Source organism: Larkinella sp. VNQ87 (genome assembly GCF_049445795.1).
Taxonomy (GTDB): Bacteria; Bacteroidota; Bacteroidia; order Cytophagales; family Spirosomataceae; genus Larkinella.
Genome location: NZ_JBMSDT010000003.1, coordinates 338,441 through 352,421, shown reverse-complemented (window position 1 = coordinate 352,421; position 13,981 = coordinate 338,441). Strand labels below are relative to the sequence as shown.

Below are 13,981 nucleotides of genomic sequence, written 5' to 3'. Positions count from 1 at the left end.
GCAGCGCCGGGTTGAATTCCATACGGTACCGAAACATTTTTTGTAAGTTCATCCGGCAACCGCGCTCCTCGTATGTTTTTGAAGCGATTCCGAACCCCGAAACCCGTTACCGATGCCGACTACGTGTCGACCTACCAGGCCACGGGCGACCTGGAGGTTCTCGGGGCGTTGTACGAGCGGTATATGGAGTTGGTGTATGCGGTTTGTTACCGCTACCTGCGCGATGAGGACGAAAGCAAGGATGCCGTGATGCAGTTGTTCGAACAGTTGATTACCGATTTGCAACGCTATGAGATTCAGAATTTTAAGAGTTGGCTGCATTCGACCGCCCGGAACTACTGCCTGATGCAGCTCCGGCACCGGAAACGACTGGCGGGCAACCTCGGCGAAGAACCGGACGCCATCGACCTGCCCGCGACGGCCTGGCCCGAAACCGACGGTTTTGAACTGGAAAACCGACTTTCTCACCTGGACGACTGCCTGAAAACCTTGTCCGACGAACAGCGTACCAGCATTTCGCTGTTTTACCTCAACCAGAAGACCTACGCCGAAATTGCCGAACTGACCGGTTCGGACCTGAAACAGGTGAAAAGTCAGTTGCAAAACGGTCGCCGTAACCTGAAAATCTGCCTGGAAAAACGAAACCCTGAAGCGACACCATGAATGACCCGAACCCACCGAAAGACTTCCTGACCGCCGATGACCTGCAACGGTACCGGGCCGGTTTGCTTTCGGCCCCGGAACAACATCGGGTCGAACGGCTGTTGCTGGAAAACCCGCTGTATGCCGACGCGCTGGAGGGCCTGGAAGCCATTGAGCAGCAAGGGCTTCCACTAAAACAAGTTTCGACCGAGCTGCGGGGTCGCTTGCAAACGCGGATTCAGGGTGAATCAAAAAACCGCCGGTGGCCGTTCTGGCTCCCGGTTGCTACGGCGGCCACGGTGGTACTGGCTCTCGGGATCGGCTGGTTGGTCTGGTTACCCCAAAAACCGCCCACTGAGCAGGCGATGCAACGCCCTGTTCAATCGTCTGACGCCCAAAAACCTCCTGAAAAACCCGCCCCGCCTGTCGAACTATCCTCTCCAGCCCGTCCAGTGGAAGTACCAACGACGCCCGGCGAACCGCTCGCGGCTCGGAAAAAGACGGCACCGCCGGATAGTTTAGTTCTGTCGAAAAGCGAGCGGGTCGCCAATGCTCCGCAAGGAGAAGAGCTTTTTGTTGTATCGGAGCCGGCAACACCCCGGCCTAAACGCGTCTATGAACAAGCTCTGGCGGCTGCCCCGGCAGCTAAGTTAAACGGGCGGACCCTCAGCGGTCGGGTGGTGGGTGAAAATAACGAGCCGCTGGCCGGTGTTTCGGTTGTGCTTAAAAACACCCCGCGCGGTACGACGACTGATTCGCTCGGGCGGTTTCAGTTGCCGGAGGTTTCGAAAAATGACGTTCTTCAGCTTAGTTCCGTTGGTTACCTCAAAACCGAAATTCAGCCTGGCCAACAATCGCTTGATTCAATTCGACTGGCTCCGGATGTCAAAGGGCTGGCTGAGGTGGTCGTGGTGGGCTATGGGGCCCAGGCGAAACGAGAGCTGACAGGTAGTGTAGCCCGGACAAAACCGGACAACCGCCCCCATGCGCTGGCCCCCGCAAACTTTCTGACCTACCTGGCTCAAAACCGCCGGACACCGCCCCAAGCACAAGGGAAAGGCATTTCGGGCACCGTGCGTGTACGGTTTCTGGTCAATACCGACGGAGCACTGAGCCAATTCAAGGTGGTAAAGTCGCTGGGTTACGGCTATGACGAAGAAGCCGTTCGGTTGCTCCGGGAAGGCCCCCGCTGGCAACCCATCCACCGTCACGGAAAACCGTTTGCCCAGGTTGTGGAACAGGACATTGTGTTTTGACGCACTCGTCTTTCCTGAAAAGAAAGCCTTGACCGATGCACGCTGTCGTTTGAAAGCACAGCGCCGGAAAACCGGAAACGTTTATGGCTTCCGTTCGATTGGTTTTTGTTCGAAAATTGTACTTTCAGAACCTACTCTTAGCCAAAAACCGGCTGAATGCTACTAATAGGATTTCCTGCTTTTTTCCCGACGAACCCAATTTGGGCTTCACAGGTTGGGCGAAACCATTATCTTTGCGCCCTTTAACGTCTGTTGAAACATTTCGTAAACGGAACAGTTGTTATGAATGCAAATCAAACCCACATCCCAACGATGACTCAACTAAATTGCACAATGAAAAGAGTTCTTATCTTCGGTCTGCTGCTTTTTCTGACCAGTTCTTCAGCCCTTTTCGCACAACAACGCTGGAGCGCGGGGCCGCGTTTGGGCGTCAATGTTTCAAGTTTGTACGGAAAGAGTAGTTATTACAACGCGAAGGCTGGCCTGGTGGCCGGTGCCTTTGTTAGCTACAGTGCGATCAACCATTTTGGCATTTCCGCCGATGTGCTGTATTCGCAGCGGGGCGGCAAATACGATAATGCAGCCGACCGAAGCAGCCACATCCAGCACCTCAATTACCTTGAAATTCCGGTCGTTGCCCGTTATTACCTGAATCTGAGCGGTAATTTCCGGCCGAATTTCTTCATTGGCCCATCATTGGGCATTTTATTAAACTCCAAACGCACCGAGTCCATTTATCAGGGCCGGGAATTCCCGGATTCGAACACAGATGACGAGTTTGAACCCGTTGATCTGGGCGCTACGGGCGGTTTTCAGGCTAACTTCAAAGTGAAAAACACCCAGCGTTTCCTGATCGATGCGCGCTACACGCTCGGCCTGACCAACGTGCGCGTCAATTCATCGCCCTGGCTCGGCAACTCGACGTTCTCCTTCACGCTCGGCTACAGCTTCGGCGTCGGCCGACGGTATTAAATGTACCCCGGACCGCCGGGTCCGGTCAGCCTGTGCAATCCCTCAGTTGGTACCCACGCCAGATTAGAAAAACTCCCCGGACCCGGCGGTCCGGGGTACATTTTCGCTCGGGGTACTATTTTGCATAGAGCGCTTTGGCGGCTGCTTCGTATTTATCGCCCGCAACCCACTGCGGGCGGTTTTGTTTGTCGGCAATCAACCGGGCCGCGTACGAAAACGCCTGGCAGAATTTCAGCAAATACCCGAAATTAATCGTATCCGGGTTGTCGGCGGCCTGGTGATAATACTTGAACAAATCGGCATCAAACGTTTTGAAACCGGCGGAAAACGTAGGAGCCGGAACGCCTTTGGCCGCAAAGTTGACGTTGTCCGACCGGTCGAACAGGTTCTGCTCCGGAGCCGGGTCGGCAAAAACGCTCAGGCCGAACGCCTTGCTGGCCGCTTCGATTTCGGCTTTCGCACCCGTTCGGTTCAAGCCGATGACCGACACCAGCGTGGTGTCGTTGTAACCCGCCCCGTCGCTGTTGAGGTTAAAAACCGTCTGATTCAGCGGAATCAGCGGGTGTTCGGCATAATAGCGACTTCCCAACAGACCAATTTCTTCGCCGGTCAGCGCTACCACCAAAATCGACCGCTTCGGCCGCTGGGCTTGCAACGCCTTGGCCGACGCCAGCAGCGCCACCGTTCCGAAGGCATTGTCGCGTGCACCGTTGAAGATGCTATCCGACGCGGTGTACAGCTGACCGCCTTGCTTGCCGACACCCACATGGTCGAAGTGGGCCGAGAGCAGCACGTACTCATTTTTCAGCTTCGGATCAGTTCCTTCAATCACGCCCACCACGTTGGCGGCTTCGACAATCCGCTGCACCCGGCCCGAGGTCCGAATGCTGACCGGCTGGCTGCTCTCTTTCAAGGTCGCCAATTGGTTTTTGCCATTATCGACCCAAAGGTGCAGTAAGGTCGGCAGTTCAGTCGACGACGCCAACGCGAGTTGTTCGCCCTGAAACGCCCGGGTCACGATCGGCCAGGGATAGGTTCCGCTCGTGTAGAGTTCGATCAAGCCAACAGCCCCTTTATCAGCCGCCAGTTTTCGCTTTTGTTCCGAAGCCGTCAGCAAGGCCCGGTTGGTCGTGGCTTCCGGCGAACCGACCTGCGCCACCACCACTTTCCCCCGCACGTCGCGCCCGTTGTAGCCATCGGCTCCGTCGGTCAGGCCGTAGCCCGCATACACGGTTTCGGTTTTCAGATCGGTCGGTTTTCCGCTAATCACCACAAATTGACTACCCAGTTGCAGCGAATCGGACCCAAGCCGCAGACTGCCATAGGTAGCCGGTTTTGCCTGAAGGAACGGTATCCGCTGAAAATAATCGGTTTGTCCGGCCGCCGGTTTCAGGCCCAGCGCCCGGAATTGTTCGGCGATGTAACGCGCAGCCACCCAGTTGCCTGGTTCGCCCGTGCGACGACCCTGTAATTCGTCAGCGGCCAGAAACCGCAGTTGCGCTTCCACCTCAGCACGGCTAAGTTTTGATTCGGGCAATTTGGAAACCGGTTGGGCCACCGCCGTGGTAACCGCCAGCAAGGTAATTCCTGCAAAAAGAGATAATCTGAACATTCGCGTTGATGAAACGATTGGTGATAAAATTTATTGAAATCGGGTTTCTCCGCGTTCGGCCATTTCGCGCAGCCGTTGCGTCGGACGAAACCGTTTGCCGTACGCATCGGCCAGCCGGTCAGCTTCCGACACGAAGTTCGTGATTCCGACGTAATCCACAAACGACAGAGCCCCACCGGTGTAGGTCGGAAAGCCCCAGGCCAGAATCGAGCCGATGTCGGCGTCGAGCTGCGTTTGGATTACACCCTCTTCAAAACACCGCACCGTTTCGAGCGCCTGGCGGTAGAGTAGCCGTTTTTTAATTTCTTCACTTTCAGGTTGTTGTTCAGCGAGTGGAAACAAGTCTGCCAAACCGGGCCAGAGCGATTTGGCGGCATTTTCCGGGTAATCGTAAAAACCGGCTTTGGCTTTTTTGCCCAACCGACCCTGTTCAACAAACGTCCGGGACACCTGATAAGCTGTATCGTTTTCGTCTAAAACGCCGTCCTGAACGGCCTGGGCCGCAATGGTGTACACCAGTTCGAGCGATACCTCATCCGTCACAGCCAGCGGGCCAACGGGCATTCCGACCTGCACGGCCGCATGTTCGATCAAAACCGGGTCGACGCCCTCCCGCAGCAATTCCATGCTTTCGGCGGTGTAATTCATAAAAACGCGGGAGGTAAAAAAGCCTCGTGCATCGTTGACCACAATCGGCGTTTTGCGAAGTTTTTTCACAAAATCCAGCGCCACGGCCAGCGCATACTCTGAGGTTTGTTTGCCGCAAATTACCTCAACCAGTTGCATTTTATCGACTGGTGAGAAAAAATGCAATCCGATGAAATTTTCGGGCTGGGCCGATGCTTGCGCCAGGCCGCTGATGGGCAAGGTCGATGTATTCGACGCAAACACGCCCGATTCGGCCAGCATCGGTTCGGCTTCCTGCGTGACCTGTGCTTTCAACGCCCGGTTTTCAAAAACCGCTTCAATGATCAGATCGCAGCCGGACAATTCGGCGGTGTCAGCAGTAGGATTGATCAGATTGAGCGTTGCTTCGGCTTTCTCCGGCGTAGTTTTCCCCCGTTCGACGGCTTTGCTCAGCAAGCTACGCGAATACGCTTTTCCTTTTTCGGCCAGTTCAACCGACTGATCCTTCAAAATAACCGGAATTCCGGCCACGGCGACTGCGTAGGCAATACCTGAACCCATCATGCCAGCGCCCAGGATGCCGAGCTTTCGGACCTCCGTGGGCGGAACGGTTTTTGGGCGATGGATTCCTTTGTTGGCTTCATTCAGCCCCAGAAACATCGTCTGAATCAACCCTTTGGCCACTTTCGACGTAGCGACCTGCACAAAATACCGCCCTTCGATCGCCAGCCCCCGGTCGATGTTGACGGGCAAGCCTTCGTTCACACACGACAGAATGGCGGTTGGAGCCGGGTAATTGCCATGCGTTTTTTCCAGGATCATCGCCGTCGCTGTACTAAAAATCCGCGCTCCGGCCGGACTTTGCACGGTTCCACCGGGCGGGATGAACTCTTCTTTAGCGATAATCTGACCGGTTTCCCGGTCCCGCTCATCCCAGGGCTGAAGCGGAGCCGGGTTTGCTTCAATCCAGGCGAATGCTTTTTCCAGCATTTCTTCGCGTGAACCCGCCAGTTCATCAATCATGCCCAGCGCCAGGGCCTGTTTCGGACTCACCCGTCGACCTTCCAGCAGCAACGGCAGGGCGGCTTCCAGGCCGAGCATCCGGGGCAAACGTTGCGTGCCTCCCCCACCGGGCAAAAGCCCTAGTGTCACTTCCGGCAAACCAATCACGGCTTTCGGATTGTCGAGCGCGACACGGTGGTGACAACCCAGGCAAGCTTCGTAGCCTCCACCCAGTGCCGTACCGTTGATGGCGGCCACGACCGGTTTTCCTGCGGTTTCGATGGCCCGAAAAATCCGGTTCAGTTCGGCCGATACCTTCAGCATATCGGCCGGGTCTTTGTCGTTGTTCCGAAGAATCATTTTCAGGTCGGCTCCGGCAATGAACTCGTTTTTGGCCGACGTGACAATGATGCCCTTCACGGCCGGATCGTCGCAGGCTTTCGTCAAAGCCGCTTCAAAAGCCGGGATGGACTCGTCGTTCAGGACGTTCATCGGGGTGCTGCTCATGTTCCAACTTAGCACCGCGACGTTTCGCTCAAGGCTGTAATCAATCATAATCAAGGGCTTAGCTAATGCGTTCACGAGAAAGCAAACTTACCGGTATGTCGGCGGGACTGCAACAATTTGCTCCAAAAACGAGTCTTATCAAAGAGGAAATTTGTCATCAGGACGAGTTGGTTCTCCTCCATCGGTTGACCGTCACAATAGGACGCTTCGTCCCCGGTATTTCGACGGTTTACTCCTGGCATGTTTTATACAGGGTTCGAATCGGCCATTTTTACAGAATTACACAGCCGGAATGAGTTCCGGATTAGCCCTTACATCGGTTTTTCGGCCGGATAATTTCTGATTTATGCACTTTCGATGGCGTCCTTTCCTGCTTATCGTTCTGCTCCTGCTGGGACTTGCTTCGCTATGGAGTCGTCTACACCGGTATAGTCCTTCGGGGCAAGCCGTTCAGACCGGGCAGGTTCGAAAATACAAGGAGCAGTTACGTCGTTTGAAAACGCTACTGCATGAACTTGACCGTCAAGTTCAGTTATCACGAGAGGGATATGTTATTCAAAACTCGTTGCTGGAATTACGGCAGGAGTGGCTCCTGACCGATGTCATAGCCGGATCGACCCGTAACCCAACCCTTCAGGCGCAGCACCGGCCCGCCGACAGCCTTCAAACGCTGTACAACCTTTGTTTTCCAACCTACGATACTCAAAAACGGGCGGCTATTCTTCAGGAGATCAATCTGTTGAAAAAATGGATGGACACGGCCAACTAACTAACCGCAGCAGGCTCCTACAACTCGACAGGCGCGGATTCCGGCGCGTCCAGGGCGGTAAAGACCGAATTTTTGCTGATGTATTCCGGGATAACCATTTTAATGATTCGCACCAGTCGGTTTGCGTCTCCATCGGCCAGCCGGTAGCGCAGCTCGTCAAAAACGGCTTTCACCTCATGGTGTTCCAGCGAGTTCACGCGGGCAATCATGATTTTGGGATGGTGGGTCGGCAAAGTTTTCTCATTGGTATTCAAAAGTTCTTCAAAGAGCTTCTCACCCGGTCGCAAGCCGGTATAGATCAGTGAAATCTCCTTGTTCACGGTATACCCGGAGAGGTGAATCATTTTCCGGGCCAGTTCGGCAATCTTTACCGGTTCGCCCATATCGAATACGAAGACCTCTCCGCCATTGCCCATCGTACCCGCTTCCAGCACCAACTGGCAAGCTTCGGGGATGGTCATGAAATACCGGATAATGTCCGGATGCGTGACCGTGACCGGCCCGCCAGCCTGAATCTGCTGGCGAAATACGGTCACCACCGAGCCGTTGGAGCCAAGCACATTGCCAAACCGGGTCGCTATAAACCGCGTAGAACACAAAGATTCATCCGAACGGTTGAGGCTCTGTACATACATTTCGGCCAAGCGTTTGGTGGCTCCCATCACATTCGTCGGATTAACGGCTTTATCGGTTGAGATCATCACAAATTTTCGCACACCACTCTGCACCGCCAGATCAGCCACGATCTGAGTTCCCAGCACGTTGACGCGCACCGCTTCGTACGGATGCTGTTCCATGAGTGGAACATGCTTGTAGGCAGCCGCATGGAAGACAAAATCAGGTCTGGTGTCGTGAAAAATGTGCCGCATTCGGGTTTCATCCGCTACATCGCCAATTTTCAGCACCAGATTGGTGTAGCTGAGGGCGGTTTTGCAATCGCGTTGCAGGTTAAATTCCAGGTCAAACAGGGCTGACTCAGCCTGATCGAGCAATACAATCGTCCGGGGATGGTGGTGCAGCACCTGCCGCACCAGTTCGCTGCCAATGGACCCGGCTGCTCCGGTTACCAGCACCACCTGGCTCCGCAGTTGGTCCCCGATCAGGGGATTGGCCACCTGAATTGGGTCTCGTTCCAGCAAATCCTCAATCCGAATGTCACGGATTTGGGATGACTTCAATTCGCCGTCGATCCACTGCTCAACGCTCGGAATGGTTTTGATACTGACATGATGTTGCAGAAAAAACTCCGCGATTTCGTTCTTCTGGTCCGGACTCGCGTCTTCCATTGCCAGAATGACCTGGGGTAGAACAGCCTGGTTTCGAATAAACCGGTCATAGGCTTCCTGCCGGGAAATGACTTTGAGCCCCTGAATGACTTTCTGAATTTTGTACGGATTGTCGTCGATAAAGGCCAGAATCACGTAACGCTGGGCTGAATCCTGAGTCAAGGCCTTGCGGGTGAGCAACCCGGTTTCACCCGCGCCATAGATCAACACCGGTTGCCGCACCCCACCGCTGCCCGCCCGCAGCGACCAGTAGAAGGCTTTAGCCATAAACCGGCTACATGATAACAGGACCAGGCAGCAAAATAAATCGATTAGTAAAATGGATACCGGAACGTAGAAGTAAACCTGATTCGTCCACTGCCAAACCAGAAAAGAACCCAGGGCCGTAACGACCGCACTCAATGTAACCGCATAGACCAAAAGTGTTACATCTTCGAGGCTCGTATGACGAATAATACCCTGATAGGAACGGAATAGCAGAAAGGCCAGTAATCGACTACCGGTCACCATACTCAGGCAGTACAAAAAATCAGCCCGATTCACACCCCAGACTTCAAAATTGAACCGCAACAAATAAGCGATTGAAAACGATCCCAGGCAAATGACCAGATCGATGCCCAAGACAAGGTAACTGGACACAAACCGGGTTGCACTCGTTTTCAGGAGCTGTTCAATCATTCTTTTGTGAGTACGGTTGGCCTTAATCGTTAAATTACAATCAATATAACATTTGCTTGCAAAAGCAATAATATGATTACAATAATCTTCTCCATACCCACCTTTTTTTCTGCTTAACATCTTAACCCGACACCAACAAGTTTTTCAAGGCCGCTGCGAGATCGCCAAACTGATAGCGGAACGTCGTTTCTTCGCGTATTCGCTTATTCAGAACGTAGTTTCCGCCTAATACCACAATGGCCATCTCCCCAAAAAGCAGCCGGATGGCAAAGGCGGGCACACGAGGCAACAAGCGGGGCTTACCAAGCAGGTCAATTATTAGACGAGTAAATGCTTCATTCGTCACAGGGGGAGTAGCCACGGCGTTATAAATTCCCTGCCAACTGTCGTCGGTCAGCGCCTGGATGTACATTCGGCACAGGTCGTCGATGTGAATCCAGGACATGTATTGTTGGCCTGACCCCAGCGGAGCGCCCGCGCCCAGGCGAATCGGCTGCACCAATTTGGGTAACGCTCCGCCCTCCATGGTCAAAACTACACCGACGCGTAGCTTGACCGTCCGGATACCCGAAGCCGCTACGTCATCGACCGACCGCTCCCAGGCCCGCACGACCTGCGCCAGGAAATCGTGGCCCCCCTCGCTGGTTTCGGTGAGCGGACGGTCAGCGGTATCGCCACCGTAATAACCGATAGCCGACGAGGATACGAACGACTTGACGGAATACCTGCCCGACCGAAGGGCATTGGCCAGCAATTGCGTCGATTTTGTACGGCTTTCAATGATTTGTTTTTTGCGTTCATCGGTCCAGCGCTCATCGGCAATACCGGCTCCGGCCAGGTGAATGATGTGGTCGGCGGTGCGGATCGCCTGCGGATCGATGTGGCCTTTTTCAATGTTCCACTCGTACACCGCAACGTTCGGACGCGGTTTTTGAGCCGCCGAACGACTAAGTAACGAAACCTGAAAACCTTGTTGGAGAAGTAGCTCGGTGAGCCGGCGGCCGATGGTTCCGGTGCCACCGGTGATTAACACAGTTGTTGCCATGACGGAGGGTGTAAACCGGTTTAACTATTCGTGGCAGCAAAAGGTTGCCCCAACCTTTCAGCATTGGAAAAGCCGGGGCAATCGACAACGGTTTTACTTTAATGCTGATAGCTCGGTGCTGTTCTGCACGGGTGTGATATTCCGGGCGGCAGCGGGCAGCGCAAACAACTTCTTGCCTTCGTCCAGAAAAGCCGCGAAGTTGTTCACGTTCAAGTCGTAGTTCTTCGGTTTGACGAGCAAATTGCCATCGTGATCGACCAGGCAGTAATGGGGTTGGGCGTTGTTGTTATAGCGAACAATCTGCAAATCGGCGTTCTGCGCCCCGATAGTTTTCTTCTGCTTCTTATCATAGGGTGAGGTATACCACTGTGATTCGGGCAACTCGGTTTTGTCATCGACGTACAGCGCCAGAATGACGTAATCGTTCTGCAACCGGCGCAAAACCGGCTCCTCCGACCAGACCCGGGCTTCCATCTCCCGGCAGTTAACGCAACCGTGGCCCGTAAAATCGATGAAAACCGGCTTATTGACTTTGGCGGCATAAGCCAGTGCCTGTTGGTAATCGAAAAAGCCCTGAAGACCGTGCGGCAGCCGGAACAATTCGCTATACTTCGGTTTTTCGCCCAGCGTATTTTGCTCAGACTCCGAATTGCTCGCTGCCCGGAAACCGAAGTCTTGCGTGGTTTCGGGCGGCAGATAGCCCGCCAAGGCTTTCAGGGGGGCGCCCCACAAACCGGGAATCATGTACACCACAAACGCAAAGGTAACAATCGCCAGCAGCAGACGCGGTACACTGACGGTTTTGGTTTCACTGTCGTGCGGCAACCGGACTTTGCCGAGCAGGTAAAAACCGATCAGCGCAAAAATCACAATCCAGAACGCCAGATAGACTTCCCGATCGAGCAGATTCCAGTGGTACACCTGGTCGGCAATACTCAGAAATTTCAGCGCCAGCGCCAGTTCCAGAAAACCGAGAACGACTTTCACCGAATTGAGCCAGCCGCCCGACTTGGGCAAACTTTTTAGCCACTGTGGAAAAGCCGCGAACAGCGTGAACGGGATGGCAAAAGCCGACGAGAAAGCCGCCATCCCGACAATCGGCTTCAGCACCTCGCCACCCGCCGACGCCACCAGCAAACTACCCACAATCGGGCCAGTGCAGGAAAACGACACCAGTACCAGCGTGAAGGCCATGAACAAAATACCGAGCACTCCGCCTTTCTCGGCCTTAGCATCCATAGAATTCACTAGTGAACTCGGCAATACGATTTCAAACAAGCCCAGAAACGACAGCCCGAAAACGAAGAAAATGGCAAAAAACAGCACGTTGGGTAGCCAGTGCGTACTGACAAAGTTGGCAAACGCCGGTCCGTTGATCCGCGAAACCACCGTGCCGACCAGCACGTAAATCCCGATGATCGACACCCCGTACAGCACGGCTTTCCACAACCCGTTGTCCTGTTTGGTAAAATAACTTACCGTCATCGGGATGATGGGAAACACGCAGGGCGTCAGCAGGGCCAGCAGCCCCGACAAAAATGCCGCCAGCGCAAAGCCAAGCAGCGATTCGGGGGCTTCTGCCGACTGGACGACCTCCGGAACAACCGGCTCCGGCACCGCCGACGGTTCAACCGTGGCCGTACCGACGGTTGCCGTATCGACCGGGGGGGACGTGGCAACGCGCGATGCCGTATCCGCCGAGCCCCGGTTGGCCGATACGGACCCGGAGGTTGGAGTCGTGGCGGCTACAGCGGGCAAAGTGGCCGCTTCCGGCGCAGGGACAGCCGCCACGCCAACGGTTTTGATACTGACTGAAAACTCCTGCTCCGCAGGGGGTAGACAGCTGCCGCCCGAACAAGTCTGGTATTCAATGGTGCCTTCAATGACCGGGTTAGCCTTAAGAATCTTGACTTTCTGAACCAGTGAAGCCTTATTTTCGAAAAACCGTACTTTGTGAGGACTATTCCAAACCTCTTCAAACTCTTCTTTTGGATTGACGGAGGCAAATGGGCCGACTTTTTGGAAACTGCCGTTTTCCTTCAATTTCAACGAAGTCGGGATCGGGCCAATATCCGGATTCAAATCCGATGCGTACACATGCCAGCCTTTATCGATTGTGGCATTCATCCGGATTTCCACCACATCGCCAATCTTCGCTTCGATTTTTGAGGCACTGAATGTCCAGTGCGTCGGGTCCTGCTGGATTTGGGCGGATGCCGTCAGCACGGCGAAAAAAGCCGTCAGAAAAAAGAGGAATTTACCAACTCGGTTCATATCAAGGGGTTACTACGTTGCCCAGACTAACAACACGTTTTCCGCAAAAATATTTCCAAAGCCTGTACAAATCCTCGTTGCCCATAAAAAAACACCCGGCCGGAGCTCCAGCGGGGTGTTCTGCACAACCAACCTATATTTAAAAAAGATGCTTGATGCTAGATACTGGATATTGGATTCTTGATCAGTACTGTACGAAGGATTTGAAAACGTTTGCTTAAAAGACAAATTGCTTACAATAAATTTGGTTACGGTTTTTGACACGTCCTCTATTTAGGCAAAAAATGGCGGTTTTTTGTCAAGGTTTCACACACGACACCAAAGAATATTGGGGCAAAACCAATCCTTCGTACAGTACTGATTCTTGATACTGGATAAGTTCCCTCTCTTGTCTTGCATCCAGCATCAAATATCTAGTATCCAGCATCAAGAATCTAGTCTCTTTTATAGAGTACCGGATTCAACTCACTTTCCGGTTTACTCCCCACCGGGAAGCTCGCCAGCCAGGTGGTCCAGTCGGCCTGCTGGTACGAATTTCTGGGCTGCATAATCACCTGATGTTGATCCATGTAAATCATCGTCATCACTTTGCGTGGAGCGTTGGACGTATTCGGACCGGCGCGGTGGAACGTCCAACCTGCGTGATAGCTCACTTCACCGAGTTCGAACGACGTGTCGTTGATCGTAAAATTCTGCCGGGCGAGTTCCTCGGCAAGCAGCTTCTCACTTTCGTCACTGATTTCTACATTCCGCCCGATCTCAACGTTCTGACTCTGTTCGGCAAACGCCAGCGGCCCCATCTCCATCGGCGTCTCCTGCAACGGAATCCAGACCGTTACGGTATTGGGAGAAGCCAGTGGCCAGTAAAACTGGTCGGCGTGCCAGGGTGTAATGCCGCCTGAAGGCTCTTTGTACAACGCCTGATCGTGGTACAGTCTCACGCCATCAACGCCCATCAGATCGGCGGCAATTTTGGCCAGCCGACGCGAAAAGACGAATTCCCGGGCGGTTTCGTCTTCGCGCCAGAGGTTCATGATTTGGAGAAAAGCCCGTTCATACGTCGTACGCTCTTCCATGGGCTTGGTCAGGGTGTTAAGCCTGATTACCAAGTCACTAATGATCGTACCGTAGTATTCGAGGACTTCCGGACTGAGCACGTTTTTCAGCTTAACGTAACCGTTCCGACGGTAAAACGCGATAGCTTCGGGCTGAACGGCATACTCCTGATCCAATTGTTGGGCGAGCGACGTTTTATCGATGGTCACTGACATAAAAATAAAAGTAAGAATGGTAAAACTGCGACACAAATTT

10 protein-coding genes are annotated in these 13,981 nt (G+C 53.8%); 4 read left to right on the top strand and 6 right to left on the bottom strand.

What is annotated here, in order from left to right:
• The first annotated feature begins 72 nt into the window (after positions 1-72).
• From ACO2Q8_RS06655 to ACO2Q8_RS06645, 3 genes are all read left to right on the top strand, one after another.
• Positions 73-663 (top strand): RNA polymerase sigma factor, encoded by a 591-nt coding sequence (locus ACO2Q8_RS06655; RefSeq protein WP_423344000.1) that lies wholly within the window; start codon positions 73-75, stop codon positions 661-663.
• Positions 660-1,898, top strand: coding sequence for a TonB family protein (locus tag ACO2Q8_RS06650; RefSeq protein ID WP_423343999.1), 1,239 nt, complete (start codon positions 660-662; stop codon positions 1,896-1,898). The genes ACO2Q8_RS06655 and ACO2Q8_RS06650 overlap by 4 nt, the downstream gene beginning before the upstream one ends.
• 333 nt (positions 1,899-2,231) lie before the next feature.
• Positions 2,232-2,870 carry a porin family protein gene (locus ACO2Q8_RS06645; RefSeq protein ID WP_423343998.1) on the top strand — a complete coding sequence of 213 codons (639 nt, stop codon included), beginning with the start codon at positions 2,232-2,234 and terminating at the stop codon, positions 2,868-2,870.
• Between the two features lie 115 nt (positions 2,871-2,985).
• On the opposite strand, the gene ACO2Q8_RS06640 is transcribed toward ACO2Q8_RS06645, so the two are convergent.
• Positions 2,986-4,482, bottom strand: a complete 1,497-nt coding sequence (locus ACO2Q8_RS06640) for a M28 family peptidase (RefSeq protein ID WP_423343997.1) — start codon at positions 4,480-4,482, stop codon at positions 2,986-2,988.
• Positions 4,483-4,512: 30 nt separating this feature from the next.
• Positions 4,513-6,666 carry a 3-hydroxyacyl-CoA dehydrogenase NAD-binding domain-containing protein gene (locus ACO2Q8_RS06635; protein ID WP_423343996.1) on the bottom strand — a complete coding sequence of 718 codons (2,154 nt, stop codon included), beginning with the start codon at positions 6,664-6,666 and terminating at the stop codon, positions 4,513-4,515.
• A gap of 298 nt (positions 6,667-6,964) precedes the next feature.
• Here ACO2Q8_RS06635 and ACO2Q8_RS06630 point away from each other — a divergent pair, with 298 nt between their 5' ends.
• Positions 6,965-7,387 carry a hypothetical protein gene (locus tag ACO2Q8_RS06630; RefSeq protein ID WP_423343995.1) on the top strand — a complete coding sequence of 141 codons (423 nt, stop codon included), beginning with the start codon at positions 6,965-6,967 and terminating at the stop codon, positions 7,385-7,387.
• 17 nt (positions 7,388-7,404) lie between these two features.
• Here the strand turns inward: ACO2Q8_RS06630 and ACO2Q8_RS06625 are convergent, their stop codons facing one another.
• The 4 genes from ACO2Q8_RS06625 to ACO2Q8_RS06610 all read right to left on the bottom strand — a co-directional run bounded on the left by ACO2Q8_RS06625 (position 7,405) and on the right by ACO2Q8_RS06610 (position 13,941).
• Positions 7,405-9,351 carry a polysaccharide biosynthesis protein gene (locus ACO2Q8_RS06625; RefSeq protein WP_423343994.1) on the bottom strand — a complete coding sequence of 649 codons (1,947 nt, stop codon included), beginning with the start codon at positions 9,349-9,351 and terminating at the stop codon, positions 7,405-7,407.
• Positions 9,352-9,472: 121 nt separating this feature from the next.
• The gene (locus ACO2Q8_RS06620; protein WP_423343993.1) at positions 9,473-10,396 is read right to left on the bottom strand and encodes a TIGR01777 family oxidoreductase; all 924 of its coding nucleotides are present in this window, start codon (positions 10,394-10,396) and stop codon (positions 9,473-9,475) included.
• Between the two features lie 93 nt (positions 10,397-10,489).
• Positions 10,490-12,670 (bottom strand): protein-disulfide reductase DsbD family protein, encoded by a 2,181-nt coding sequence (locus ACO2Q8_RS06615; protein ID WP_423343992.1) that lies wholly within the window; start codon positions 12,668-12,670, stop codon positions 10,490-10,492.
• Between the two features lie 434 nt (positions 12,671-13,104).
• The gene (locus tag ACO2Q8_RS06610; RefSeq protein ID WP_423343991.1) at positions 13,105-13,941 is read right to left on the bottom strand and encodes a phytanoyl-CoA dioxygenase family protein; all 837 of its coding nucleotides are present in this window, start codon (positions 13,939-13,941) and stop codon (positions 13,105-13,107) included.
• Positions 13,942-13,981: the final 40 nt, after the last annotated feature.

What these genes read in the sequence shown, in the direction of transcription:
- ACO2Q8_RS06655 (WP_423344000.1), top strand. Translation starts at nt 73, where the DNA reads ATGTTTTTGAAGCGATTCCGAACCCCGAAACCCGTTACCGATGCCGAC.
- ACO2Q8_RS06650 (WP_423343999.1), top strand. Translation starts at nt 660, where the DNA reads ATGAATGACCCGAACCCACCGAAAGACTTCCTGACCGCCGATGACCTG.
- ACO2Q8_RS06645 (WP_423343998.1), top strand. Translation starts at nt 2,232, where the DNA reads ATGAAAAGAGTTCTTATCTTCGGTCTGCTGCTTTTTCTGACCAGTTCT.
- ACO2Q8_RS06640 (WP_423343997.1), bottom strand. Translation starts at nt 4,482, where the DNA reads ATGTTCAGATTATCTCTTTTTGCAGGAATTACCTTGCTGGCGGTTACC.
- ACO2Q8_RS06635 (WP_423343996.1), bottom strand. Translation starts at nt 6,666, where the DNA reads ATGATTGATTACAGCCTTGAGCGAAACGTCGCGGTGCTAAGTTGGAAC.
- ACO2Q8_RS06630 (WP_423343995.1), top strand. Translation starts at nt 6,965, where the DNA reads ATGCACTTTCGATGGCGTCCTTTCCTGCTTATCGTTCTGCTCCTGCTG.
- ACO2Q8_RS06625 (WP_423343994.1), bottom strand. Translation starts at nt 9,351, where the DNA reads ATGATTGAACAGCTCCTGAAAACGAGTGCAACCCGGTTTGTGTCCAGT.
- ACO2Q8_RS06620 (WP_423343993.1), bottom strand. Translation starts at nt 10,396, where the DNA reads ATGGCAACAACTGTGTTAATCACCGGTGGCACCGGAACCATCGGCCGC.
- ACO2Q8_RS06615 (WP_423343992.1), bottom strand. Translation starts at nt 12,670, where the DNA reads ATGAACCGAGTTGGTAAATTCCTCTTTTTTCTGACGGCTTTTTTCGCC.
- ACO2Q8_RS06610 (WP_423343991.1), bottom strand. Translation starts at nt 13,941, where the DNA reads ATGTCAGTGACCATCGATAAAACGTCGCTCGCCCAACAATTGGATCAG.